This window comes from Paractinoplanes pyxinae, from assembly GCF_026626335.1.
Taxonomy (GTDB): Bacteria; Actinomycetota; Actinomycetes; order Mycobacteriales; family Micromonosporaceae; genus Actinoplanes; species Actinoplanes pyxinae.
Window position 1 is genome coordinate 46,233 of sequence record NZ_JAPNTZ010000011.1, and the last position, 22,462, is coordinate 68,694.

Genomic DNA, 22,462 nt, shown 5'->3' on the forward strand with positions numbered 1-22,462 from the left:
TGCTCACCCCCGCAGGGACCGCGGGGGTGAGCACGCGGGTTTATCCACAAGCGGTTGCGGAGCCTCCCGCCTCCACTACGGTTTGAGAGGAGCCGCGCCGACGAGGGGAGCCGCCGATGACCGAGATCCTGTCCGACCAGGCCGTCGCGTTCGTCACCGAGCTGAACCGGCGGTTCCGCCCCCGGCGGGACGAGCTGTTGCGGGCCCGGGCCGTGCGCCGGGCCGAGATAGCCGCCGGCGGGTCACTCGATTTCCTGCCCGAGACGGCCGAGATCCGCGCCGCCGAGTGGAGCGCGCCGCCCGCCCCGGCCGACCTGCGCGACCGTCGCGTCGAGATCACCGGCCCGACCGAGCGCAAGATGACGATCAACGCGCTCAACTCCGGGGCCAAGGTGTGGCTGGCCGACCTCGAGGACGCGAACACTCCGCACTGGTCCAACGTCGTCGACGGGCAACAGAATCTGTACGACGCCATCCGGCGCACCATTTCGCTCGAGACACCGCAGAAGACGTACGAGCTCAATGGTGGCCCTTATCCCACGATCGTCATGCGTCCGCGCGGCTGGCACCTCGACGAACGCCACCTGCCGGTCGACGGCGAACCGGCGGTGGGCGCGCTGGTCGACTTCGGGCTCTACTTCTTCCACAACGCGAAAGAGCTGGTCGAACGCGGCAGCGGGCCGTACTTCTACCTGCCCAAGATGGAATCGCACAAGGAAGCGGCGTTGTGGAACGACGTTTTCACGTACGCCCAACAGGCGCTGGATGTTCCGGTCGGCACCATCCGGGCCACCGTCCTGATCGAGACGATCCCGGCCGCGTTCGAGATGGAAGAGATTCTGCACGCGTTGCGCCCGCACATCTCCGGCCTCAACGCCGGCCGCTGGGACTATCTGTTCAGCATCATCAAATACTTCCGGGACAACCCGTCGATGGTGCTGCCCGACCGCGCCTCGGTCACGATGACCGCGCCCTTCATGCGCGCCTACACCGAGCTGCTGGTGTCCACCTGTCACCGCCGTGGCGCGTTCGCGATGGGCGGCATGGCGGCCTTCATCCCCAGCCGCCGCGACCCCGCCGTCAACGAGGTCGCGCTGGCCAAGGTGCGGGAGGACAAGGAACGCGAGGCCGGCGACGGCTTCGACGGCTCGTGGGTGGCCCACCCCGACCTGGTGCCGGTCTGCCAAGAGATCTTCGACCGGGTGCTCGGCGACAAGCCCAACCAGCTCGATCGGCAGCGCCCCGACGTGTCGGTCAGCGCCGAGCAGCTGCTCAACGTGGCGGCCACGCCGGGCGAGGTGACCGAGGACGGTCTGCGCAACGACGTCTCGGTCGGCCTGCAGTATCTGGAGGCGTGGCTGCGCGGCAACGGCGCCGTGGCGATCAACAACCTGATGGAGGACGCGGCCACCGCCGAGATCTCGCGCTCGCAGGTGTGGCAGTGGATCCACAACGGCGTTCGGCTGCCCGACGGCACCGCGATCACGGGCGAACTCGTGGGCCGGATCGAGGACGAGGAACTGGCCAAGATCCGTGAGGCGATCGGCGACGAGGCGTGGGCGGGCAGCCGCTTCGACGACGCGCGCAAGCTGTTCGAGCGGGTCGCCCTGGCCGACGACTTCGCCGACTTCCTGACCACCGCCGCCTACGACTCGATCGACTGATGCGGCTCACCGACGCCGACTACGACGAAGTCGACGGGCTGCTCGCGCCGCACGACGCGTTCCTCGCCGCGCGTTATCCGGGCGAGAGCGCCGACCGGCAGCCCGTGCACACCGTCTACATCCCGGCCGACCGGCTCGACGGCTTCCGCGAGTGGGGCGCCGAGGCGCTGCGGGTGATGGAGCTGCACGACTTCCCGTGGTCGGTGCCCGGCGTCCGCGAGAAGCTGGCCGCCGAGCCGATCGAAGACCTGCGCGTCGATTTCGAGGACGGCTACGGCGTACGGGACGACGAGCAGGAAGACGCGGCGGTGCGCAAGGCAGCGGCGATCCTGCGCGCGGGCGACCGGCCGCCTTTCCTCGGCCTGCGCATCAAGTCGCTCGAGGCGGCGACCCGGCGGCGGTCGCTGCGGACGCTGGATCTGTTCCTATCGTCCTATCAGGACGCCGACTTCATCGTCACGCTGCCCAAGGTGAGCGGGACGGACCAGGTCGCGGCCATGGTCACGCTGCTGGAAAGGCTCGAGAACGGGTACGGGCTGGCCGCGGGCACGCTGCGCTTCGAGATCCAGATCGAGTTGCCCGCCGCCGTGCTCGCCGCCGACGGCACGGCCACCGTCGCCCGTCTGATCACCGCGGCCGGTGGCCGCTGCACGGGCCTGCATTACGGCACGTACGACTACAGCGCGGCGGCCGGGGTGGCCGCGGCCTACCAGGCGATGGACCATCCCGTCGCCGACCACGCCAAGGCCGTCATGCAGGTCGCCGCCGCGCAGACCGGGGTCCGCCTGTCCGACGGCTCGACCAACATCCTGCCGGTGGGCTCCCGGGAAGAGGTGCAGGCGGCCTGGGAGGTGCACCACCGTCTGGTCGGCCGTTCCCTCGAACGCGGCTTCTACCAGGGCTGGGACCTGCACCCGGCCCAGCTGCCGACCCGCTACGCCACCACGTACGCGTTCTTCCGCGAGGGGCACGAGGCCGCCGTGACCCGGCTGCGCCGCTACCTCGACCGGCAAGAGAGCGGCATCGCCGACGAGCCCGCCACCGCCCGCGCGCTCGCCACCTACCTGCTGCGCGGGCTCAATTGCGGCGCGCTGACCGACGCCACCTTCACCCGGGCCGAGCTACTGGCCTTCCTGTGACGCCCAGAAGTCGCGGACGAGCTGGTTGAAGGCCTCCGGCTCTTCGCGCTGAGGCTCATGGGCGGCGCCGGGAACCTCGGCCAGGCGGGCGCCGATGCGGCTCGCGACCGTTGTGCACACCACGCGCATCACCTCGGCCATGCCGGGGCGGTAGCCGGGCGGCGTCGAATCCCAGCCGCCGAGAACCACCAGCTTGGCGAAGGTGGCTTCGCGCAGAGCCGGGACCGGCAGTTCGGCCAGCCAGCAGGGGCGCTCGTTCAGCGCGGTGCGGGCGGCACGCAGCAGCCAGGACGCCGGTTGTGGGCGCCGGCCGACCGGGTACGCCGTTTCGACGTACGCGGAAGGGTCTTGATCGCGTGCGACAGCCATGAAGCGCCGGCCGTCGTCGATCGCGGCCGCCACGACCGGGGAGGACGCGGCGACGGTGTGCGCGCACGGTTCGACCAAAGTCAGCGACCGCACCAGGTCGGGACGGGCGGCCGCGGCCAGCATCGCGACCGTGCCGCCGTAGGAATGCCCGAGCAGGTGCACGCCGTGGGGCCCGGCCGAGGCCATCAGCTCGAGAATGTCACTGGCGTCGGCGGCATAGTCGCTGATGCCGTCGTCGGGATCGGGGCTGTGGCCGAAGCCGCGTCTGTCCGGAAGCAGGACGCGACGGTCGCGCGCGAGTGGCTGCTGATGCTGGAACGCCCACGAGGCCCAGGTGAACGTGCCGTGGACCAGGATCGCCGGGGCGGCCGGCCCCGGACCGTCCCATGCGGTGACGTTGATCGGCGCCCGCGTGCTCACCTTTTTTGTCATACCGGAAAGCTAGGCTCACTGCATGTTCGAGCTGGTGTTGCGGTCGCGGCGGGTGGTCGTCGGTGGTGCGGAAAGGCCGTCCGCCGTGGGCATCGACTCGGGCCGGATCGTCGCGGTGGGCGGGTACGACGACGCCTTCGAGGCTGCGGTCGACACTGATCTGGGCGAGACGGCTTTGCTGCCGGGGCTGGTCGACACGCATGTGCATGTCAACGAGCCCGGGCGTACGGAATGGGAGGGGTTTGCCTCGGCCACCCGGGCCGCCGCGGCCGGGGGCGTCACGGCGATCGTCGACATGCCGCTCAACAGCCTGCCGCCGACCGTCGACGTCGAAGCGTTGCGGATCAAACAGGCGGCCGCGAGTGGGCAGATTTTCGTCGATGTCGGTTTCTGGGGCGGCGCGATCCCGGGCAACGCGGGCGCGCTGCCGGCGCTGCACGAGGCCGGCGTATTCGGGTTCAAGGCGTTCCTGGCCGACTCCGGCGTGCCCGAGTTTCCGCCCGTCTCGGCGAGCGAGCTGCGGCAGGCCTTCGAGGCGGTCGACGCCCAGTTCGTCGTGCACGCCGAAGATCCCGACCACCTCGGCGAGCTGCCCGGCCCGGCGAGCTACGCCGCGTTCCTCGGGTCGCGTCCGCCCGAGGCCGAGCACGCTGCGGTCGCCACCGCCATCGACGCCGCCCGGGTTACCGGCGGCCGCGTGCACATCCTGCATCTGTCGGCCGCTTCGGCCCTGCCGCTGATCGCCGCCGCGCGAGCCGAGGGTCTGCGCGTCACCGCCGAGACCTGCCCGCACTACCTGACGCTCGACGCCGCCCACATCCCCGACGGCGCGACCGAGTTCAAGTGCTGTCCGCCCATCCGCGACGCGGCCAACGCCGACCAGCTGTGGCAGGCGCTGGCCGACGGGCTGATCACCTGCGTGGTCAGCGACCACTCGCCCTGCACGCCCGAGCTCAAGAAGCGCGACACCGGCGACTTCGCCGCAGCCTGGGGCGGCATCGCCTCGGTGCAGCTCGGTCTGCCGGTGATCTGGAGCGCGGCCCGCGCCCGCGGCCACACGCTGGCCGAGGTCACCGAGTGGATGGCCCACCGCCCGGCCGAGCTGGTGGGGCTGCACGAGAAGGGCCGCATCGCGGTGGGGGCCGACGCCGACCTGGTCGCCTTCGATCCCGACGACACCTTCGTCGTCGAGCCGGCCCGGCTGCACCACAAGAACCCCGTGACGCCGTACGCGGGACAGAAACTGCACGGCGTCGTGCGCACCACCTGGCTGCGGGGTCACGCGGTGGCCGGCGATACCGCGCGTGGCCGGTTCCTGAGCCGGAGGGATGCCTGATGGAAGAGTTCGCCACCCTGCCCGACCTGGCCTCCCGCGCGCTCGGCGGGGGTGTCGTCCACGCGAACGACGAGTTCTTCGCCGCGGCCGACCACCTGGTGCTCCCGCAGCCGCCGGTGTTCGCGCCGCGCACCTTCGACCACAAAGGCCAGGTGTACGACGGGTGGGAGACCCGCCGTCGTCGCGAGCCCGGCAGCGACGTGGCCATCGTCCGGCTCGGCGCGCCCGGTGTGATCCGCGGGGTGGACGTCGACACGGCGTTCTTCACTGGCAATTACCCGCCGCACGCGGCGATCGACGGCCTGGCTGTCGACGGCTACCCCACCCCGGCCGAACTGCTCGCCGCCGAGTGGACGCCACTCGTGCCGCGGTCGCCGTTGCAGGGCGACAGCCGCAACTTGTTCGCCGTGACCGACCGGCGCCGGTACACCCACGTCCGGCTGACGATCTTCCCCGACGGCGGCGTGGCCCGGCTGCGCGTGCACGGCACTGCCGTGCCCGACCCGCGGCTGCTGCCCGAAGTGTTCGACGTCGCCGCGCTGGCGTACGGCGCTCGGATCACCGGCTGCAGCAACATGTTCTACGGCCACCCGGGCAACATGCTGATGCCCGGCCTGGCCCAGCACATGGGCGACGGGTGGGAGACGTCCCGCCGCCGCGACGACGCCAACGACTGGGTGGCGGTCGCCCTGGCCGCGCCGGCCGAGATCGCGCTGGCCGACCTCGACACCACGCATTTCAAGGGCAACGCCCCGGGCTGGGCCACGCTGCGCGGCAGCGAGGACGGGCAGGAGTGGTTCGAGCTGCTGCCCCGGGTGGCGCTGCGGCCGGACACGCCGCACCGCTTCCCGATCCGAGCCGGGCGCGTCGCCGCCCGCGTCCGGCTCGACATCTTCCCCGACGGCGGCATGGCCCGCCTGCGCCTGCACGGCCGTCCGGTGGCGGGCTACCTGGAAGAGCAATTCCGGAGGCATGCCGATGGCCTATGACGAGACATTGGCGCAGCGGCTGCGCGACAAGCTGACCGATCCGGCCGTCACCGAACGCAAGATGTTCGGCGGGCTGGCGTTCTTCACGAACGGCAACATGACGGTGGGCGTCTCGCGCGACGAGCTCATCGTGCGCCTCGGGCCCGAAGGCGTGGCGGCGGCGCTGACTCGCGAGGGCGTGCGGCCCTTCGAGTCGGGTGGGCGCTCGATGCGCGGCTGGGTGCTGGTGGCCGGCGATCGGCTCGACGACCCGGAGCTCGATCGGTGGCTGGCCGAGGCGTACGACCATGTGGCGTCGCTGCCGCCGAAGGCCGCTCGGCGGTAGGCCCGTCGCGGACGCTCGCGGAAGGGGTCAGCTTCTCGCGGCGGCGGCGCGGCGCTTGACGAGGTAGGGGCGGGCGAACAGGTAGGCGCCCGAGAAGAACAGGAGGGCGAGGGGCAGCAGCGGGGTGTAAGAGACCCACAGGATCGGTTCGTCCCGGGCCAGTGCGACCACGGTGGCGAGCACGGTCACGGTGAAGGCGACGGCCACCCAGCGGTGGAACTGCCGGATCCACTTGTTCATCGGAGAACCCCTTCTCGGTGCGATGTCTGTGCAGGTCACGCTAGGGGAGAGGGGTGGGGCGGCGCTTCTCGATTCCTGATCGAACCGGGGGCGTTGCGGTGGGGGTGGCCGGCGTTCCAGGATCGGGTGTGGCTTGGATGACGTCGGGCGATGTGCGCGAGTTTCTGGTCGCTGCCGGTGACTTCCTCGCTGCCGATCCGGTTGCCCACACGCTTCTGCTGACCGAAGCCGCCTACCTCGACGCGGCGGCGGGCGCTGAGCTTGATGACGGCTGCGCGTTCGGGTGGTGGGTTGATGAAGCCGGTGCGGTTGCGGGTGCGTTTCTGCGGGCGCCGCGGCATCCGCCGGTGCTGACGCCCGTACCGGCCGAGGCTTTGCCGTCCTTGGTTGGCGTGCTTGGTGAGATGGACGCTCTCGGGGTGGATGGGCGGGATGTCGAGAGGGTCGCTTCGGTCTGGCTTGATCGAACTGGGGTGGTGCTGGTCGAGCGATTTCGGGTCGCTCTGTGCCGGTTGGTCACGCCGCAGTGGGGCGGTAACGAAAGCGGTGTGGAGTTCCGGCGGGCTACTGTGGACGATCGCGAGCTGCTGGTGGGGTGGTTTCACGAGCTGATGGCGGCCAACCCGGGTGATCCCAGCGATCTCGGGTACGTGATCGACGATCCGCTTCGCTATGGCGGGTTGACGTTGTGGGAAGTCGGCGGGCGGCCGGTGGCGATGTGTGGTCGTAGCCGGGTTGTGGCCGGGATGACTCGGGTCAGCGCGGCCTATGCGCCCGATGGGCGTACCGACGCAGTTTTTGCCGCTGCCTGTGCGGAAGCTTCGCAGGTTGCTGAGCACGTGCTGGTGCTGACCACCGATGTGGCGGCTCATCGGGCGCTCGGCTTCGAGGTCGTGCTCGACCGCGTCACCCTCGAACCTCGGGCGGTTGTATGAGGGGCCCGATGGGCGGCACGCTGAGTGGATGGATCAACCGATCAATCTGACGGCCGCGCTGGGCAGCTTCGACGAGGTTTACAGCCCGCGCATCGTGACCCGGATGAACGACTACGACGTGCGGATCGCGCATGTGCGCGGCGAGCATGTCTGGCACGTGCACGAGGACACCGACGAGTTCTTCCTCGTGCTGGACGGGCAGATCGAGATCGCGATGCGGGATCGCTCAGTCACCCTCAACGTGGGGGACGTTTTCGTGGTGCCCAATGGCGTCGAGCACAAGCCGTCGTCGACGGGCGGGTCGATCCTCATGTTCGAGCCGTCGGGCATCCTCTCCACCGGCGACCGGCACGAGGGGGAGATCCCGGATCACGTGCACAGCACCACCGGGCAGAGCTCACGCCGCCGGCGCCACCCGCGACGCCCACTGCCTAGCCTCGTCGGCGGGCAGAATGCGGTTGAGCACCACCTCGGGCCGCATCAGCGGGTAGGCGCGGCCGAGGTTCCAACTTCGGTCGTACGGCGGTGGGTCGAGCACGATCACTCGGTGATCACCCAGCAGCGGGATGTCGGCCAGGCGGCCCTCGTTCCAGATGGTCTCGCCGGTCGCGTCGGCCAGATAGAACCGCCCGATGATGCCACCGGCCGGCATCAGCTCGCCGTCGGTGGCGGCCGCGACCCAGGCCGGCTCCGGCGGGGTGCCCGGCAGCAGTCCGCGGGACTCGTCGCCGATCAGCGTCGCGGCCAGCAGCGTGTGCAGCTGGAAGATGTCGCTGACCCCGCTCACCGTCAGGTCGTAGGCCCGGCTGGTCGGCCGGTGCAGCACCAGCAGCGGCTCGTCGTCGAGCACCTCGAGCAGCCCGAACAGCCAGCCCGCGTCCTCGAGGTGAGTGGTCATCGCGGCGGCCGCGGCGGTCAGCCGGTCGCGGGCGGGCAGCGCCTGGCGGGCGGCCTTCTGCTGCAGCGGCAGCAGCAGGCTGGGGATCCAGTCGTTGACCGTGAACCAGGCCTGCGCGATCTCACCCGCCTCCTCCACGCTGAGCCCGGCCTGCGGCGCCGCCCGGACCAGGCGTTCGCGCAGCTCACGGTATTCGTCGGCCGACGTCGGCGCGGTCACCGGGCCGCCCAGCTTCTCGGACAGCACGCCGAACTGGGCGGCCAGCTCGAGCCCGGCGGCCACCCGCTCGACCAGCACCGGCAGCACCGGCAGCGGGTCGGCGCCCTGCTCGATCAGACCCGCCACCAGCGTGGCCAGCAGCCCGCCATTGCCCAGCGCGACCTCTTCCAGCGCGGGGATCAGCGGCGGCAGCGCCTCGCTCAGCTCGGCCTGATCGGCCTGCGGCAGACGGTCCACAATGGCGCGATAGGTCTTGGTCGAGGCCTTGGTGTCGAGCCGGATCACGGCATCGGCCAGGCCGGCGCAGAGCTCGGGCAGGGCGGTGGCGGAACGTCCGAACATCCGCGCATCGTAGTTGGGCCTGCCCAGCCGGCACCAGGCCCGCCGGTTCGGGACGGCCGGGTCGCCGAAATTCGCGCGATTGATCGGCCGCACTCCGTTACCTTTGGCGTTCGTGGCGAGAACAGTGACTTTGGTACTGGTCGATCCGTCCGGCCGGCTGCTCGGCGAGACCGAGCCGTTCGAACCGGCCGTCCCCTGGTGGCAAGATGTCGCCGGCTTCGGCCCCGGCCTGCAGGTGCTACGCCTGCTGCACAGCGACAAGCCCGCCCCACCCGGCGGCCACGTCACCTATCTCGCCGAACTCACCGATGAAGCCGCAAATATCCGAAAAATCGGGCGGTCGGGTGCGCTGAGCGGTGATGTCGCGCCGCTTGCGACGTACGACCAACGCCCGCCCGCGCCAAGCTCGGTGAACCCTCCGAACGCCGATCCGACCCGAAGCGCGGGCGAGCAGCATTCTGAACGTGTCCCGAGCGTCAATCCCGCCCGAAGCGCCGGCGAGCCGCATTCGGAACAATCTCCGAACGCCGAAACCGTGCGGGGTGCGACCGAGCCCACCGCAAGCGCCGGGGAGGTTGGAGGCGCGGGCGAGCCGCGCGGAGGCCGCGTTTGGAGTGCCGAAAGTCTGCGCGCGCCGCATTCGAAGCGGGCTGCCTACGCTGAGATCGGCGGGCCTACCGCGACGATCGAGTGGGCCACCGGCATTCTTCCCGGCACGACCGCGTACCAGTGCCGCACCTGGAATCTGTCGGCCATCTGGCGGCTCGACGACGAACGCGGCCAGCCAGTGGCCTGGGTCAAGCAGGTGCCGCGGTTCTTCGGGCATGAGCCGTCCATGTTGCGCCTGGTCGACAGCGTCGCGCCGGGGCTGGTTCCGCAGCTGATCGCTGAGGGGGACCACGGCCGCATGTTGCTGGCTCACGCTCCCGGTGAGGATCGCTACGGCGCCGGGGCCGATCTGTGCGCGACGATTGCCGCGGCCTTCCACCCGATTCAGGCCCATTTCGCCGTTGATCCGGCGCCGCTCAAAGACATTCCCGACGCCCGGTTCGCGAAGACCCTCGATGCGTACGTCCGCATTGCTGAGCCGCACTTCGACAGCATGCCGGGACTGCGCGAGTTCATCGACGACCTGCCGCGGCGGTTCGCCGACATCGCCGAGTGCGGGCTGCCCGACACGCTCGTGCACGGCGACCTGCATCCGGGCAACGTGCGCACCGACGACGCCGGGCGGCTGACGATCATGGACTGGGGTGACTGCGTTCTCGGGCATCCGGCGCTGGACATCCTGCGTCTTACCGGTGCTTCCGCCGACGGGGGCGAGCGGGGCGAAGGCGTGCCCGGCCGTGCCCGGCTGCTCGCCGAGTGGGCCGACCGGTGGCGCGAGACGGTACCCGGTTCCGACCCGGTGCGAGCGGTCGAGCTGATGCGCCCGATGGCCGATCTGCGGGGCGCCCTCATCTACTCCGAGTTCCTCGGCAACATCGAGCCCACCGAGTGGCCCTACCACGCCGACGACGTCCCCGCGGGCCTGGCCGCCGCCGTAGCCGCCGCCCGCCGATGAGAACGTCGCCGCAGGGAGCCCGGACATGAGAACGGCGCAGCAGGAAGCCCGGTTATGAGGACTCCGCTGCAGGGTGGGTTGCCGCCGGTTGAGGCGGTCGCCGGCCCTGTGGTGGAGATCGCATGCGACGAGTCCGGCTTTTCGGGCACCAACCTGCTCGATCCGGCCACCCCGCTGATCACGCACGCCAGCGTCGACCTGACCGTGGACGAGGCGGCCGACTTGATCAGCGCGCTTCGGTCCAGCTCTCACGAGTTGAAGTCCGGACCCTTTCTGCGGGGCCCGCGCGCGGCCGAGGCGCTTCAGCTGTTTCTGACCGCACTCTGCGGCCGGGCGCTCGTTCACCTCGTCGACAAGAAGTTTTTTCTGGCCACCCGCATCGTTGACCTGTTGCTGGCCGAGCCCTCGTACGCCGCCGGCACCCGGCTCACCCAGGGTCAGCGGCCCGCTGCGCTCGCGCTGCTGCGGAAGGGAAGCGTGTCGGTCGCCCTGCTCGCCGCGTTCGCCGACCTGGTGCGCCCCAAGCGGCGGCAGCCCGCGGGCCAAGCCGTTGACCGATTTGTCCGATCCTGGGAGGCGGTCGCCGGAGCAGCGGCCGGAGCAGGACCAAGAGCAGGGGCCGGAGCAGCGTCCGGATCAGGCGACGGAGGGGGGCTAAGGCGAGGAGTAGGGCCAGGAGCAGCGTCCGGATCAGGCGACGGAGCGGGGCCAAGAGCAGTAGCAGGGCCAGGAGCAGGATCCGAAGCCGGTCTCGACGGCCTCGACCCGCGGCGGGTCCGTGACCTGGTGAGCCGGCTTGACGACGACGACCGCTCGATTCCGCCGCCCCTTGAACCCCTCCTGCCCGCCCTGGCTGAGACGATCCTGTTCTGGAATGACGGCGGCCGTCGGCGGGTGCTGGTCACGCACGACGAGCAGAGCGCCCTCACGGCCGACCGCCTCGCCCGGCTGCGGGACGCGCTCGCCGTCGACGGAGTGTCACCGTTGGCCGGCCTCACGATGGTCGACTCCCGCGACGACCCAAGGGTTCAGCTGGCCGACCTGCTGGCCGGGGTGGCCCGCCGCTCGCCGGAGAGTGACGGTCTGCGTCCCCTGATCTCCCCGACCTCCCTGCTGCCCGCTCTATGGTGAGACAGATGGGCCCACGGGAGGCGTTTCTCGACCGGATCCGGCGTGGGGGAGTGGCCCTCTCGCCGCCGCTGGCCGCCGCCTTCGCCGAGGTGCCGCGCGAGGTTTTCGTCCCCGAGGGTTTCCAGCGGCGCGACGGCTCGTGGGCCGCTCCGGCCGACCCGGACTTCCTCGAGCTCGTGTACGACGACGACGTGCTGGTGACCAAGGTGGACGGCCGCACGCCGGTGAGCTCGTCGAGCCAGCCGTCGCTGATGGCGTTGATGATCGAGGCGCTGGACGTGCGGCCCGGTCAGACCGTTCTGGAGATCGGCACGGGCACCGGCTACAACGCGGCCCTGCTGACCCGGCTCGGCGCCACGGTGATCAGCGTGGACGTGCAGGAGGACGTGGCCGAGCGGGCACGTTCGGCGCTGGCCCGGGCCGGCGTCGAGGGGGTGCGGGTCGTGCTCGGCGACGGCTATCAGGGCTTTCCCGGCGTACGAGTGGACAGAGTAATCGTCACGGTCGGTGTCGCCGGTGTGTCGCCGCGCTGGCTGGAGCAGTTGGACGACAAGGGTGTGATCGTGGCGCCGGTCGAGCACGCCGGCACGCACCCGGTGCTGCGGATCGGCCGGGACGAGCGGGCCCGCGTCATCAGCCCGTCCGGCTTCATGACCGCGGCCGGACCGTTGACCGCGGCCCATCCTTTCCCGGCGCCCGTTCCGCCTCGCACGATCAAGCCCCTCATCCCGTACGCCGAAAGCCGTTTCCACCCCGCGCTGGAGCCCCTGGCCTATCGCGATCTCTGGTACGCGGCCGGGGTGTGGCACCGGCGCGCCACCTACGCGGCCGTGCCCGGTCATGAGCAGAACTGCCTGATGCTGCTGGACGAGCAGCGTATCGGCGGCGCGGCCGTCCTGCCCGACGGCAGTGTGCTGGCCGGGGGCGACGAGGCCGGCCGTTACGCCGTCGAGGCGAGCGCGATCATCGACCGGTGGCTCGAGGCGGCCCGGCCCCCGATGCAGGCGTGGCGTCTGACTCTGGCGGCCGGCGGTGACCCGTACGCGCCAATTCTTTTGCCACGCACCTGGGAGCTCACCAGCGGTTAGCCCACCGATCGCGCCACGACCGGCCGTCGGGGTCGTAGGCCAGGCGGTAGGCCGGGGTCGCCCACCACTTCTGATACCAGGGCAGCTTCTCGGTCTCGTGCGGCATCAACCGGCCCGGCGGACGCGGACCCGTCCGACCGGCCTTGTGCCAGGCCTTGAGCTTGTCGGCGGCGGCGGTCATTTCCCGTACGGCGTCAGCGGGATCGACCACGGCCAGGTCGTCACGATCCAGGTGCTCCCGCGTCAGCGCGAGCCGCAACTCCCGGGGAAAGTGGCGCGCGCCGTCCCCCAGCCTGGCCGGGTCGCGGGGTTCCCGCTCGTCGCGCGTGTCGTCGAGGACCGCGTTGGACAGCTCGCTGTCGTGCGTCCACGATCGACGGTTGAAGTTGTCGCTGCCCACGCTGCACCACACGTCGTCCACCACGCACACCTTGGCGTGCACGTAGATCGGCGTGCCGGCCTCGTTCTCGAGGTCGAACACGTGCACGCGGTCGGGCGCGGCGCGCGAGCAGAGCGAGATCGCCTCCTCGCGGCCGATCTGGTTGGGCGGCAGCGCGAACCGGCCGTCGACGTCGGGGTGCCGGGGCACCACCGCGATCAGGTGCAGCTCGGGGTTGGCCCGCAGCGCGTCGGCGAACAGCCGGGCCACCTCGACCGACCACAGGTACTGGTCCTCCAGGTAGATCAGCCGCCGGGCCCGCTTGATCGCCTTGGTGTAGCCGCGGGCCACGGTCTGCTCGCCGTTGGGCGCGAAGTCGTACTTGGGGCGCATCGACGGGTAGGTGCGCAGTGTCTGCACGGCCAGCGGCCCGCACTCGGGCGGGTCGGGCGGCTGCGGCGGCAGCCGGTCGGCGCTCATGTCGGCGTGCTTGAGCTTGTCGGTCAGCGTCGAGATGGGACCGTGCTGGTCGAGGTCGTCCGGCTCGTTCCAGCGCTCGCGGAAGGTCAGGTCGAGCACGCCCACCACCGGCCCGTGCAGCTCGAGCTGCACGTCGTGCCAGGGCGGGTTCGGCCCGTACGCCTTGGCCATGGCCACCGCCTGCGGGTCGCCGAGGTGCCGCTCGTCGTCGCGGCGGCTGTGGCACAGGTCGATGCCGCCGGCGAAGGCGACGTCGAGCTCGGGCCGGCCCGGGTGGCGCAGCACGACCAGCTTCTGGTGGTGCGAACCGCCCCGGCGTACGCGCTGGTCGAGCAGCACCTCGCCGCCGGCCGCCCGGATGTCGTCGCTCAGGCTGCGGTTCTCTTCCTCGCTGTACGCCAGCTTGTCGAGGTGGGAGCGCCAGAGCAAACCCTTGACGACCACGCCGCGCTTGGCCGCGGCCGAGAACAGCTCGGCGATCGTCGGGCCCTCGTCGCGCAGGCGCTCGTCGGGGTCGCCGCGCCAGTCGGTGAAGAAGAGGTGGTCACCCTCGCGAAGACTTTCCACCTCCGTTACCAAACGGTCAAAATATGTTTTGCCGTGAATAAGAGGCTGGGCGGAGTTACCGGTCGACCACGTGGGTATGGAGGATTCCGGGTTGCCACGCTCCTCCGTTGTGAGGAACCAGTCCGGCAGAGGCACGCCCCCGAATGTAGATCGCCGAACCGGTGCGCGCACGTCGAGGTGCGCTTCCCTCGAAGGAGTTGTCAGATGAGTGCTGAGCCGATCACCGAAGCCGCCGACCCCGCCCTCGCCGCCGAGAAGGGCCTCCTCATCGCCGTCCTGCTGCTCGTCCTGATGGGCGCAGGCGCGATGCTGTTCATGGTTTGACCGCTCGGAACGAGAAGGTCGTCGGTGACGGCGCGCCGCCCTCGGCGAAGTCCGTCAGGGTGAGGCCGGCGTCGAGCACGGCCCGCAGCAACACGGGCAGGGGGAAATGGGACGCGCCGACCCGGTTGCGCACGCCCTTGTCCGTCCACGAGTTCTTCGTCCACCGACCGTCGAGGTAGCCCGGCCTGATGATCACCGCTTCGGGATCGCTGCGGTCCGCGAAACCACCGCAGAAGGCCGGATGCACACCCACGTGCACAAAGACGCCACCCGGCCGGAGCACTCGCCCGACTTCGCGCAGCACGGCCGGGTAGTCGGGCATGTCGGTGTGCACCATCATCGCCACTGCGGCGGGCACCGACGCGCTCAGCACGGGCAGGCGCGTCGCGTCGGCCCGGGCGATCGGCAGGCGTTCTTTCGCGTACGCCAACATGCCACCCGACAGGTCGACCCCCACCGGCGTCCAGCCCAGGCCGCCTACCTGAGCCGCGTGCACGCCGGTGCCACAGCCCACTTCGAGGCAGAGACCCCGGCCGGGCCCGAGCAGTTCGGTCAACTGCCGCCGGATGCCGATCGGGTCGCCCTCGCCCGTCGTGGGCAGGAAGTCGTGCTCGTACCAGTCCGCGATCTCGTCGTACGCCGCCGTCGGAGCCATCTCACAGCACCCACTCGTCGTCGCGGATGATGGTGACCGTGCCGCCCGGGCCGCGGCCGGTCACCGTGATGCCCTCGCCGCCGACCACCACGTCGGTGTGCACGCTTGACATGTTCAGGCCCAAATCGAGCCGCTGCTGTTCGGTCATGGCGGCGGCGCCCTCGACGGCGAACGGGAAACTCTGCCCCCACGCCACGTGGCAGCCCGCATTTTCGTCGAACAGCATGTTGTGAAAGACCACGCCCGTACGGGCAATGCGGCTCTCCCGGTCGACCAGGGCCACCTCGCCCAGGTGGCGCGCGCCCTCGTCGGCCTCCAGATGCGCCCGCACGACGTCGGCCCCCTCGTCGGCCGAGACGCCGGTGATGCGGCCGCCGGTCAGCGTCACGCGGAGCCCGGTCACCACCTGACCGGCGATCACCACCGGCCGGGTCACCCGCAGCACCCCCTCCGCCCGGTTGCGGTCGGGGCTGGTGAAGACCTCTTCGGTCGGGATGTTCGGCAGGTACGGGATTCCGGCCTCGTCGATCAGGCCGCCGCCCGTCCAGCGGGTGCCCGGCAGCAGGCCCACGGTGAGGTCGGTGCCCTCACCCGAATACGTCAGCTCGGTCAGCTGCAGCGCGTCGAGCCGGCGGCCGCGCTCGGCCAGCGTCGCGCTGCGTTCCCGCCAGGCGGCCACGGGGTCGTCGAGATCGAGGCGCATGGCCGTGCCGACGGCCTTCCACAACCGGTCGACGTCGGGCTCGCCGAACACCTCACGCGCCCAGCCCGGATTGGGTGCGCCGACCACCACCCAGCGCATGCCGCTCATGAGGGCGCGGCGCATCGCCTGCGCCTCCTCGGCCGGGCTGGCGGCGATCTTGGCCGGGTCGAGGCCGTCGAGCAGATGGGGATCGGCCTCACCGAGCAGGCGGACCCAGGCCACCCCGGACTCACGCCACTCCCGGATGCGGTTGAGGGCCCACGGGCGTACGGCGGAAAGCTGTTGGACACTCGAGTGGGACACCGCCGAGCGGCGCATCGGGCCGTCGGTCCACACCGGCTCGACCCAGGCCGCACCGGCCGCGTACGCCGCCTCGGTCACCGCCCGGGCGATCTCGACATGGGCCGTGTCAGTGTGCAGAACCACGCCCTGACCCGGCTGAACGTTGATGCCGGCCCGGACGACAAGATCCGCGAATCGCTCGATCAGCGCCATGTCTCGCAGGTTATTTCTTTTCGGCCGGTCGTGATGCCCCGCCCCAAGTGAGACTCAGATCAACAGCCACGGATGCACAAGTCGCAGTACATTGACGGCGTGTCGACTAAAACGGTGCTGACCAGCGCAGACCTTGAAGAGATCCGGCAGTCCGCCTTGGGCGCGGCCAATCCGCTCGGCGTCGCGGCCGAGGTGGCCGACGCGGTCGAGGCCGGCCGCCTGGAAGATCCGGCCGACGCCGGCCAGGCCCTGACGCTGGCGGCCGAGATCGCCGAGAGCCGGTCGAAGTACGACGCGGCCCTGCGCTACGCCGACGGCGCCCTCGCGGCGCCCGGCGACCGCGACGACAACCAGGTCGCCACCACCCGCGCCGTGCGGGCCCGCATCCTGTTCCGGGCCGGCCGCGACGACGAGGCGGTGGCCGAGCTCGAGGCCCTGCGCCCGCAGCTGACCACCCAGCCCGACGCGGCCGCGTTCATCACGGCCGCCCTGGTCGTCGGCAAGCGCTCCCGCCAGGCCGAGGAGTGGCTGACCGAGGCGGTCAAGCTGTCCCTGGCCGAGCGGGCCGCCAACGCCGAGCAGTCCGACGAGCCGGCCAGCGCCGACGACGCCGGCACGCTGTTCTTCCTGCTGCAGCAGCGGCACCGCCTGCGCCACGCACTGGGCCTGCAGCACGACCACCACGACAACCTGGCCGAGCGGCTCGAGACCCGGCTGGCCAACGCGAGCGCCGCTCCGGCCGCCGCCGTCAGCGCCGATCTGGTGTTCTTCCCCCAGGCCGAGTTCGCGAGCGTCCTGAAGCAGTGGCCGGCCCTGGCCGAGCAGTACGGCGCCGACTGGGACGAGCACCGCGCCCGGCTCGAGAAAGAGCTCGTGCGCCTCACCGGCACCGGCCGCACCGGCCTGGCCGTCTTCCCGGCCACCGCCGACGGCCTGGCCAAGCACGGCGACCCGGCCGAGGAAGGCACCCGCACGGCGTACGCGCGTGAGCTGGAGGCCGCCCCGAATCACATCCCGTGGCCTCCGGAGCGCAACGGGGCCTGCTGGTGCGGCTCTGGCCTGAAGTACAAGAAGGACTGCCTGCCCCGCTCCCGCTGACGTGAAAGAGGCCCCTTGTGAAAGGGGCCTCTTTTTCAGTCGGTGTGGGGCATGCGCTCGGCCGGGATGACGCCGAGGCGGCCCTTCTGGAAGTCCTCGAAGGCCTGCTTCAGCTCGGCCTGCGTGTTCATCACGAAGGGGCCGTAGTGGGCCACCGGCTCGCGGATCGGCTGCCCGCCCATGATGAACAGCTCCATGGCCGGGATGTTGGAGTCCTGGGTGGCGTCGGCCGTCACCCGGATCGCGTCGCCCTTGCCGTGGGCGGCCAGCTGGCCGATCTGGATCGGGCGCCGCTCGGCCCCGACCGTGCCCCGCCCGGCCAGCACGTAGACCAGCGCGTTGTAGTCCGGCTGCCAGGGCAGGTCGAGCTGGGCCCCCGGCTGCAGGGTGACGTGGGCCAGGTTGATCGGCGTGAAGGTCGAGCCGGGCCCGGCGTGCCCCGCCACCTCACCGGCGATGACCCGGATCAGGCTGCCCCCGTCGGGCGTGGTCAGCAGGGCCGACTCCCGCCCTCGGATGTCCTGGTACTTCGGCGTGATCATCTTGGCCGCGCGCGGCAGGTTGACCCACAGCTGCAGCCCGTGGAACAGCCCGCCGCTGGTGACCAGGTGCTCGGGCGGCGCCTCGATGTGCAGAATGCCCTGGCCCGCCGTCATCCACTGGGTGTCCCCGTTGGCGATCGTGCCCCCGCTGCCCAGCGAGTCCTGGTGGTCCATGATCCCGTCGATCATGTACGTCACCGTCTCGAATCCTCGGTGCGGGTGCCACGGAGTTCCCTTCGGTTCTCCCGGCGCGTAGTCGACCTCGCCCATCTGGTCGAGGTGGATGAACGGGTCGAGCTCGTTCAGCGGGACCCCGGCGAAGGCGCGGCGGACCGGGAAACCCTCGCCCTCGTAGCCGCTGGGCGCGGTGGTGAGCCGGCGGACCGGGCGGAAGCTGGTGGCCGGGTCGAGCTGCGGCACCCGCGGCAGGACCAGAACGTCGTCGACGGTGATGGCGGGCATGACGTGCCTCCCAGGGCTCGGACTAGCGCGACCGTGGATAGACCATAACTCTTTCAAAACTGAAATACCAGGGTGGGCCGGCTCACGCCCGCAGGCTGTCGATCAGGATGGCCGCGCTCACGCCCGCAGGCCGTCGATCAGGATGGCCAGCAAGCGCGACCCGCGCGCGTCGAGCTCGGCGTCGTCCAGCCGCGACAGCCAGCTGATCAGCACGATGACGTCGCGCGCCTCGGCGTCGGGGCGGATGGTGCCGGCCGCGCGGCCCGCCCTCAGCAGCAGGTCGACCGCGTCGCCGATCGGGCCGAGGCTGTGGGCGGCCAAGTCTTGCCAGGTTGCCGCCTCGACCGCGGCGAACACGTCCCGCTTCACCCGGGCGTAGGCGGCGACCCGATCGAACCAGGCCGCGAGGGCTTCCAGGGGCGGCAGTTCTTCCAGCAGCTGCGGCGCCGCGGCGACCAGCTCGTCCACTTCCTGCCGGTAGACCTCGGCCAACAGCGCTTCGCGGGTCGGGAAGTGCCGGTACAGCGTGCCCTGCCCGATGCCGCAGGCCTTCGCGACGGCGTTCAGCTTCAGCTCGCCCGGCTCGCGCACGAGCCGGCGGGCCGCCTCGAGAATCCGCTCGCGGTTGAGCTGGGCGTCGGCTCGTCTCGCGGAGCTGCTGGCAGAAGCGGACACGTGTCCGCTAGGCTGATCGGGATAACCGGACATGTGTCCACTCTAGGGGAGAGCTGTATGAGCATTGAGGGCAAGGTTGTCGCCGTCACGGGCGCCAGCAGCGGTATCGGCGAGGCCACCGCACGTCATCTCGCGTCGCTCGGCGCCGTCGTGGTGCTGGGCGCCCGCCGCGCCGACCGGCTCGATCAGATCGTCGGCGAGATCACGGCCGGCGGCGGCGTCGCGACCGCCGTACGGGTCGACGTCACCGACCCCGCCGACCTCCGGTCGCTCGTCGGCGTGGCGGTCGAGCGGTTCGGCCGGCTGGACGTCCTGGTCGGCAACGCCGGCATCACGAAGATCGGGCCCATGGCCGAACTCGATCTCGCGGGCTGGCAGGCCATGATCGACGTGAACGTCAACGGCGTCCTGCACGGCATCGCGGCGGCCCTGCCGGTGTTCCGCCGTCAGGGCAGTGGGCACCTGGTGACCGTCGTGTCGACCTCGGGCCTGAAGATCGTTCCCACGCAGGCCGTCTACGCCGGCACGAAGAATGCGGTCCGCACGTTCCTGGAGGCGCTGCGGCAGGAGAGCACCGATGGCCTGCTGCGGACGACGTCGATCTCCCCGGGGTACGTCCGCACCGAGCTCGTCGACAACGCGTTCGAGGATCCCGCCGTACGCGAGGAAGTTCAGAAAAGCATGGCCGACCTGGGCATCGAGCCCGCGGCGGTGGCCCGGGCGATCGCCTTCGCCATCGACCAGCCCGAGGATGTGGAAATCGGCGACCTGACCATCCGGCCCACCCGGCAGGGCTAGGTCAGGCCTGGCGCACCTTGTCGAAGACGCGGTGGATCACGGCCAGCTCGTCGGGGTCGAGGCGGTCGATGAAGCTGTCGCGGACGGTGATCAGGTGCAGCGGCGCGGCGGCCTCCAGGGCGGCCATGCCCTCGTCGGTGAGCACCGCCTCCTGGCCGCGGCCGTCCTCGGGACAGGGCTGCTTGCGGACCAGGCCGCGCTTGACCATCGAGCTGATCTGGTACGTGATGCGGCTGGGGGAGAAGACCAGGCGGCTGGCCAGTTCACCCATGCGCAGGCGGTGTTCGGGCGCCTCGGAAAGGGTAACCATGACGTGGTAGTCGTTCATGCTGAGACCGGTCTGCGCGCGCAGCTCATCCTCGAGGTGGGTGTGCAGCGCCCACGAGCTCTCGATGAAGCTGCGCCAGGCGAGCTGTTGGCTCTCGGTCAGCGGGTCGGCCATACGGAAACAATACTTCTTTCAAATCTGAAACAACAAGTGTCGCCGCTCACGGGGCCTCGATCGAGCCGTCCGGGCGGCGCACCGTGGCGGCCCACCGCTCGTGGGCGCCCAGCACGGGTGGGTGCTTGGCCGCGGCCGTCTCGTCGAGGTCGATGCCCCAGCCGGGCGCGGTTGAGGGCCGGGCGTATCCGGCCGCGATCACCGGCGTACCGGGAAAGACCTCGTGCACGACGTCGGGGTAGACGTGGCCCTCCTGGATGCCGAAGGCCGGACTGATCAGGTCGAGCGCCAAGTTCGCCGCCGCGCCGACGGGGGAGACGTCGGCCGGAGCGTGCCAGGCGGTCTGGACGCCGTGCAGCTCGCACAGCGCGGCCAGTTTGTGGCCGGGCGTGAGGCCGCCGATCGCCGAGATGTGGCAGCGCAGCAGGTCGACGCCGCCGGCGGTGACCAGGCGGGCGGCATCGGTCACCGAGGCGGTCAACTCGCCCACGGCCAGCGGCACCGGCGAGGCCGCGCGCACCTCGGGCAGCCGGTCGTAGTGCTCGGGGGCGATCACGTCTTCCAGGAAGAACAGGCGGTACGGCTCGAGCGCGCGGGCCAGCACGACCGCCTGCTTCGGGGTGAGCCGGCTGTGCACGTCGTGCAGCAGTTCCACGTCGTCGCCGAGGCGGTCGCGGGCGGCCTCGAACAGCCGCGGCGTCTGGGCCAGGTAGTGGTGGACGTTCCAGCCGTCGGGGTACGGCGTTCCGGGGTAGCCGCCGGGGGCGCCCGGAGCCCCGTACGTGCCCAGGCCGGGTTGCCCGGTCTGCAGACGCACGTGCCGGTAGCCGGCCTCGACCAGCGCTTCCGCCTCGTCCAGGGTCTCGCCGATCGTGGCCCCGGAGGCGTGCAGATAGACCGGCACGGCACCCCGCAGCCGACCGCCGAGCAGGTCGTAGACGGGCAGCCCGGCGCGCTTGCCGGCGATGTCCCACAGCGCCATGTCGATCCCGGACAGCGCGCTGTTGAGCACCGGCCCGCCCCGCCAGTACGACGAGTAGTGCAGCGACCGGCCGATGTCGGAGATCTGCGAGACGTCGCGGCCGGTCAGCAGCGGGGCGATGTGGGTCTCGAGGGCGGCCACCACCGCGGCGAACCGCTGGTGGAAGGTGGCGCAGCCCAGCCCGTACAGGCCGGGCTCGGACGTGTCGATGCGCACGACGACGAGGTTGACCCCCTCGGGCGCGGTCACGACGACGCGCACCCCGGTGATCGTCGGCGCGTTCATGCGACCGGGAACTCGTACGCGGCGGTGAAACCCAGCAGTTCGCGGGCCGGACGCAGGTCGATCGGCACCGTGCGCCCGGGGAAGTCGGGACGCGGCACGGTGGGGTGGAACTCGTCGAGCAGCCACTCGGTGGTCTGCGGCGCCAGTGTCTCGGGCGCGGCCACGTACAGCACATGGTTGCCGGTCAGCGCCGGCTGCAGGCCCAGGACCAGGGCGCGGGCCGCGTCCCGGACGTCGAGGTAGCTCCACACGTCGGCCGCGCCCCGCCCGGGATCGCGGGCGAACACCTCGGCCATCGGGGCCAGCCTGTCCTCGGCCCCACCCACGAAGGGCAGGCGCAGCGCCACCACGGTCGTGCCGTACTGGCGGTGGATCATGTCGGCGGTGGCCTCGTCGGTGCGCTTCGACAGCGCGTACGGGTCGGTGATCTGCAACGGCAGGCCGGTGTCGATCGGCAGGTACGGCATCCGCAGCGGCCGCCGGGCGAACGGGAGCCCGCCGATCGCGTAGCTGCTGGCGATCACCGCGTTGCGCACGCCCCGCCGGGCCGCCCGGTCGAGCACGGTGAAGGTGGCCAGCGTGTTGCGGCCGAACACCACCTCGTCGGGGTCGCGGCCGGGGTGCGGGATGGCGGCCAGATGGATCACCGCGTCGCAGTCGTCGAGCGCGTCGTCGACCAGCGCGACGTCCTGGGCCTCGCCCACCAGCACCCGCTCGGCATTGATCTCAGCCGGTTCGCCAGGCGGTTCGAGGACGAGGGCGGTGGCGGTGACGCCGTCGGAGGCCAACAGGTCGAGCACAGCGGCGCCGATGAGGCCGGCCGCCCCGGTGACGAGGACGTGAGCAGGCATGATCTGAAACTTACTCGGAGAATCGCCTATCATCGTGCCCCTGGGTCGGCCGG

22 protein-coding genes and 1 pseudogene are annotated in these 22,462 nt (G+C 71.0%); 12 read left to right on the forward strand and 11 right to left on the reverse strand.

All coding sequences use genetic code 11. The features are described from left to right. The first annotated feature begins 116 nt into the window (after positions 1-116). Both aceB and OWR29_RS29435 read left to right on the forward strand, forming a co-directional pair. Positions 117-1,664, forward strand: a complete 1,548-nt coding sequence (aceB, locus tag OWR29_RS29430) for a malate synthase A (RefSeq protein ID WP_267566546.1) — start codon at positions 117-119, stop codon at positions 1,662-1,664. Next, positions 1,664-2,803, forward strand: a complete 1,140-nt coding sequence (locus OWR29_RS29435; RefSeq protein ID WP_267566547.1) for a DUF6986 family protein — start codon at positions 1,664-1,666, stop codon at positions 2,801-2,803. The genes aceB and OWR29_RS29435 overlap by 1 nt, the downstream gene beginning before the upstream one ends. Here the strand turns inward: OWR29_RS29435 and OWR29_RS29440 are convergent. Further along, a complete protein-coding gene (locus tag OWR29_RS29440; protein WP_267566548.1) occupies positions 2,786-3,604 on the reverse strand; it encodes an alpha/beta fold hydrolase in 819 nt (272 codons plus the stop codon). The genes OWR29_RS29435 and OWR29_RS29440 overlap by 18 nt on opposite strands. 22 nt (positions 3,605-3,626) lie before the next feature. On the opposite strand from OWR29_RS29440, the gene allB reads away from it, so the two are divergent. The 3 genes from allB to OWR29_RS29455 are packed head-to-tail and all read left to right on the forward strand — an operon-like array spanning position 3,627 to position 6,254. Further along, positions 3,627-4,940, forward strand: coding sequence for an allantoinase AllB (gene allB / locus OWR29_RS29445; RefSeq protein ID WP_267566549.1), 1,314 nt, complete (start codon positions 3,627-3,629; stop codon positions 4,938-4,940). Further along, positions 4,940-5,929, forward strand: coding sequence for an allantoicase (gene alc / locus OWR29_RS29450; RefSeq protein ID WP_267566550.1), 990 nt, complete (start codon positions 4,940-4,942; stop codon positions 5,927-5,929). The genes allB and alc overlap by 1 nt, the downstream gene beginning before the upstream one ends. After that, complete coding sequence (locus OWR29_RS29455; RefSeq protein WP_267566551.1) at positions 5,919-6,254, forward strand: TfoX/Sxy family protein; 336 nt, start codon at positions 5,919-5,921, stop codon at positions 6,252-6,254. The genes alc and OWR29_RS29455 overlap by 11 nt, the downstream gene beginning before the upstream one ends. Before the next feature lie 27 nt (positions 6,255-6,281). Here the strand turns inward: OWR29_RS29455 and OWR29_RS29460 are convergent, their stop codons facing one another. Then, positions 6,282-6,494: a hypothetical protein gene (locus tag OWR29_RS29460; RefSeq protein ID WP_267566552.1), complete on the reverse strand. Its 213-nt coding sequence runs from the start codon at positions 6,492-6,494 to the stop codon at positions 6,282-6,284. A 137-nt stretch (positions 6,495-6,631) separates the two neighbouring features. Between OWR29_RS29460 and OWR29_RS29465 the strand changes: the two genes are divergently transcribed. Continuing rightward, positions 6,632-7,429 (forward strand): hypothetical protein, encoded by a 798-nt coding sequence (locus OWR29_RS29465; protein WP_267566554.1) that lies wholly within the window; start codon positions 6,632-6,634, stop codon positions 7,427-7,429. Between the two features lie 103 nt (positions 7,430-7,532). Next, a pseudogene (locus OWR29_RS29470) lies at positions 7,533-7,718 on the forward strand (cupin domain-containing protein); the annotation flags it as partial. A gap of 108 nt (positions 7,719-7,826) precedes the next feature. Here OWR29_RS29470 and OWR29_RS29475 read toward each other — a convergent pair. Then, positions 7,827-8,888 carry a hypothetical protein gene (locus OWR29_RS29475; RefSeq protein ID WP_267566556.1) on the reverse strand — a complete coding sequence of 354 codons (1,062 nt, stop codon included), beginning with the start codon at positions 8,886-8,888 and terminating at the stop codon, positions 7,827-7,829. Between the two features lie 112 nt (positions 8,889-9,000). On the opposite strand from OWR29_RS29475, the gene OWR29_RS29480 reads away from it, so the two are divergent. Genes OWR29_RS29480 through OWR29_RS29490 form a run of 3 tightly spaced genes read left to right on the forward strand, consistent with a single transcriptional unit; the run spans position 9,001 to position 12,671 of the window. Beyond that, positions 9,001-10,452 (forward strand): phosphotransferase family protein, encoded by a 1,452-nt coding sequence (locus OWR29_RS29480; RefSeq protein ID WP_267566891.1) that lies wholly within the window; start codon positions 9,001-9,003, stop codon positions 10,450-10,452. Between the two features lie 54 nt (positions 10,453-10,506). Next, positions 10,507-11,583, forward strand: a complete 1,077-nt coding sequence (locus tag OWR29_RS29485) for a hypothetical protein (RefSeq protein ID WP_267566557.1) — start codon at positions 10,507-10,509, stop codon at positions 11,581-11,583. A gap of 5 nt (positions 11,584-11,588) precedes the next feature. After that, positions 11,589-12,671 carry a protein-L-isoaspartate O-methyltransferase family protein gene (locus tag OWR29_RS29490; protein WP_267566558.1) on the forward strand — a complete coding sequence of 361 codons (1,083 nt, stop codon included), beginning with the start codon at positions 11,589-11,591 and terminating at the stop codon, positions 12,669-12,671. Here OWR29_RS29490 and OWR29_RS29495 read toward each other — a convergent pair. From OWR29_RS29495 to OWR29_RS29505, 3 genes are all read right to left on the reverse strand, one after another. Beyond that, a complete protein-coding gene (locus OWR29_RS29495) occupies positions 12,658-14,232 on the reverse strand; it encodes a phospholipase D family protein (protein ID WP_267566559.1) in 1,575 nt (524 codons plus the stop codon). The two genes, OWR29_RS29490 and OWR29_RS29495, sit on opposite strands and share 14 nt — an antisense overlap. A 178-nt stretch (positions 14,233-14,410) precedes the next feature. Next, positions 14,411-15,076, reverse strand: coding sequence for a class I SAM-dependent methyltransferase (locus OWR29_RS29500; RefSeq protein ID WP_267566560.1), 666 nt, complete (start codon positions 15,074-15,076; stop codon positions 14,411-14,413). A gap of 1 nt (position 15,077) precedes the next feature. Further along, positions 15,078-16,274: an aminopeptidase gene (locus OWR29_RS29505; RefSeq protein WP_267566562.1), complete on the reverse strand. Its 1,197-nt coding sequence runs from the start codon at positions 16,272-16,274 to the stop codon at positions 15,078-15,080. A 99-nt stretch (positions 16,275-16,373) separates the two neighbouring features. Between OWR29_RS29505 and OWR29_RS29510 the strand changes: the two genes are divergently transcribed. Further along, positions 16,374-17,372: an SEC-C domain-containing protein gene (locus OWR29_RS29510; protein WP_267566563.1), complete on the forward strand. Its 999-nt coding sequence runs from the start codon at positions 16,374-16,376 to the stop codon at positions 17,370-17,372. Between the two features lie 35 nt (positions 17,373-17,407). Here the strand turns inward: OWR29_RS29510 and OWR29_RS29515 are convergent, their stop codons facing one another. Continuing rightward, a complete protein-coding gene (locus tag OWR29_RS29515; RefSeq protein ID WP_267566564.1) occupies positions 17,408-18,376 on the reverse strand; it encodes a pirin family protein in 969 nt (322 codons plus the stop codon). Positions 18,377-18,493: 117 nt separating this feature from the next. Further along, on the reverse strand, positions 18,494-19,051 hold the full coding sequence (locus OWR29_RS29520; RefSeq protein ID WP_267566565.1) for a TetR/AcrR family transcriptional regulator: 558 nt from the start codon (positions 19,049-19,051) through the stop codon (positions 18,494-18,496). Positions 19,052-19,108: 57 nt separating this feature from the next. On the opposite strand from OWR29_RS29520, the gene OWR29_RS29525 reads away from it, so the two are divergent. Further along, positions 19,109-19,849 (forward strand): SDR family oxidoreductase, encoded by a 741-nt coding sequence (locus tag OWR29_RS29525; protein WP_267566566.1) that lies wholly within the window; start codon positions 19,109-19,111, stop codon positions 19,847-19,849. A gap of 1 nt (position 19,850) precedes the next feature. Here OWR29_RS29525 and OWR29_RS29530 read toward each other — a convergent pair whose 3' ends face one another. Genes OWR29_RS29530 through OWR29_RS29540 form a run of 3 tightly spaced genes read right to left on the reverse strand, consistent with a single transcriptional unit; the run spans position 19,851 to position 22,409 of the window. Next, a complete protein-coding gene (locus OWR29_RS29530; RefSeq protein WP_267566567.1) occupies positions 19,851-20,291 on the reverse strand; it encodes a MarR family winged helix-turn-helix transcriptional regulator in 441 nt (146 codons plus the stop codon). A gap of 46 nt (positions 20,292-20,337) precedes the next feature. Beyond that, positions 20,338-21,558, reverse strand: coding sequence for an enolase C-terminal domain-like protein (locus tag OWR29_RS29535; RefSeq protein WP_267566568.1), 1,221 nt, complete (start codon positions 21,556-21,558; stop codon positions 20,338-20,340). Beyond that, positions 21,555-22,409, reverse strand: a complete 855-nt coding sequence (locus OWR29_RS29540) for an NAD-dependent epimerase/dehydratase family protein (protein WP_267566569.1) — start codon at positions 22,407-22,409, stop codon at positions 21,555-21,557. The genes OWR29_RS29535 and OWR29_RS29540 overlap by 4 nt, the downstream gene beginning before the upstream one ends. Between the last annotated feature and the right edge of the window lie 53 nt (positions 22,410-22,462).

Bases quoted from the DNA above. Each gene is read 5' to 3' on its own strand.
- aceB (WP_267566546.1), top strand. From the start codon at position 117: ATGACCGAGATCCTGTCCGACCAGGCCGTCGCGTTCGTCACCGAGCTG.
- OWR29_RS29435 (WP_267566547.1), top strand. From the start codon at position 1,664: ATGCGGCTCACCGACGCCGACTACGACGAAGTCGACGGGCTGCTCGCG.
- OWR29_RS29440 (WP_267566548.1), bottom strand. From the start codon at position 3,604: ATGACAAAAAAGGTGAGCACGCGGGCGCCGATCAACGTCACCGCATGG.
- allB (WP_267566549.1), top strand. From the start codon at position 3,627: ATGTTCGAGCTGGTGTTGCGGTCGCGGCGGGTGGTCGTCGGTGGTGCG.
- alc (WP_267566550.1), top strand. From the start codon at position 4,940: ATGGAAGAGTTCGCCACCCTGCCCGACCTGGCCTCCCGCGCGCTCGGC.
- OWR29_RS29455 (WP_267566551.1), top strand. From the start codon at position 5,919: ATGGCCTATGACGAGACATTGGCGCAGCGGCTGCGCGACAAGCTGACC.
- OWR29_RS29460 (WP_267566552.1), bottom strand. From the start codon at position 6,494: ATGAACAAGTGGATCCGGCAGTTCCACCGCTGGGTGGCCGTCGCCTTC.
- OWR29_RS29465 (WP_267566554.1), top strand. From the start codon at position 6,632: ATGACGTCGGGCGATGTGCGCGAGTTTCTGGTCGCTGCCGGTGACTTC.
- OWR29_RS29475 (WP_267566556.1), bottom strand. From the start codon at position 8,888: ATGTTCGGACGTTCCGCCACCGCCCTGCCCGAGCTCTGCGCCGGCCTG.
- OWR29_RS29485 (WP_267566557.1), top strand. From the start codon at position 10,507: ATGAGGACTCCGCTGCAGGGTGGGTTGCCGCCGGTTGAGGCGGTCGCC.
- OWR29_RS29490 (WP_267566558.1), top strand. From the start codon at position 11,589: ATGGGCCCACGGGAGGCGTTTCTCGACCGGATCCGGCGTGGGGGAGTG.
- OWR29_RS29500 (WP_267566560.1), bottom strand. From the start codon at position 15,076: ATGGCTCCGACGGCGGCGTACGACGAGATCGCGGACTGGTACGAGCAC.
- OWR29_RS29505 (WP_267566562.1), bottom strand. From the start codon at position 16,274: ATGGCGCTGATCGAGCGATTCGCGGATCTTGTCGTCCGGGCCGGCATC.
- OWR29_RS29515 (WP_267566564.1), bottom strand. From the start codon at position 18,376: ATGCCCGCCATCACCGTCGACGACGTTCTGGTCCTGCCGCGGGTGCCG.
- OWR29_RS29525 (WP_267566566.1), top strand. From the start codon at position 19,109: ATGAGCATTGAGGGCAAGGTTGTCGCCGTCACGGGCGCCAGCAGCGGT.
- OWR29_RS29530 (WP_267566567.1), bottom strand. From the start codon at position 20,291: ATGGCCGACCCGCTGACCGAGAGCCAACAGCTCGCCTGGCGCAGCTTC.
- OWR29_RS29535 (WP_267566568.1), bottom strand. From the start codon at position 21,558: ATGAACGCGCCGACGATCACCGGGGTGCGCGTCGTCGTGACCGCGCCC.
- OWR29_RS29540 (WP_267566569.1), bottom strand. From the start codon at position 22,409: ATGCCTGCTCACGTCCTCGTCACCGGGGCGGCCGGCCTCATCGGCGCC.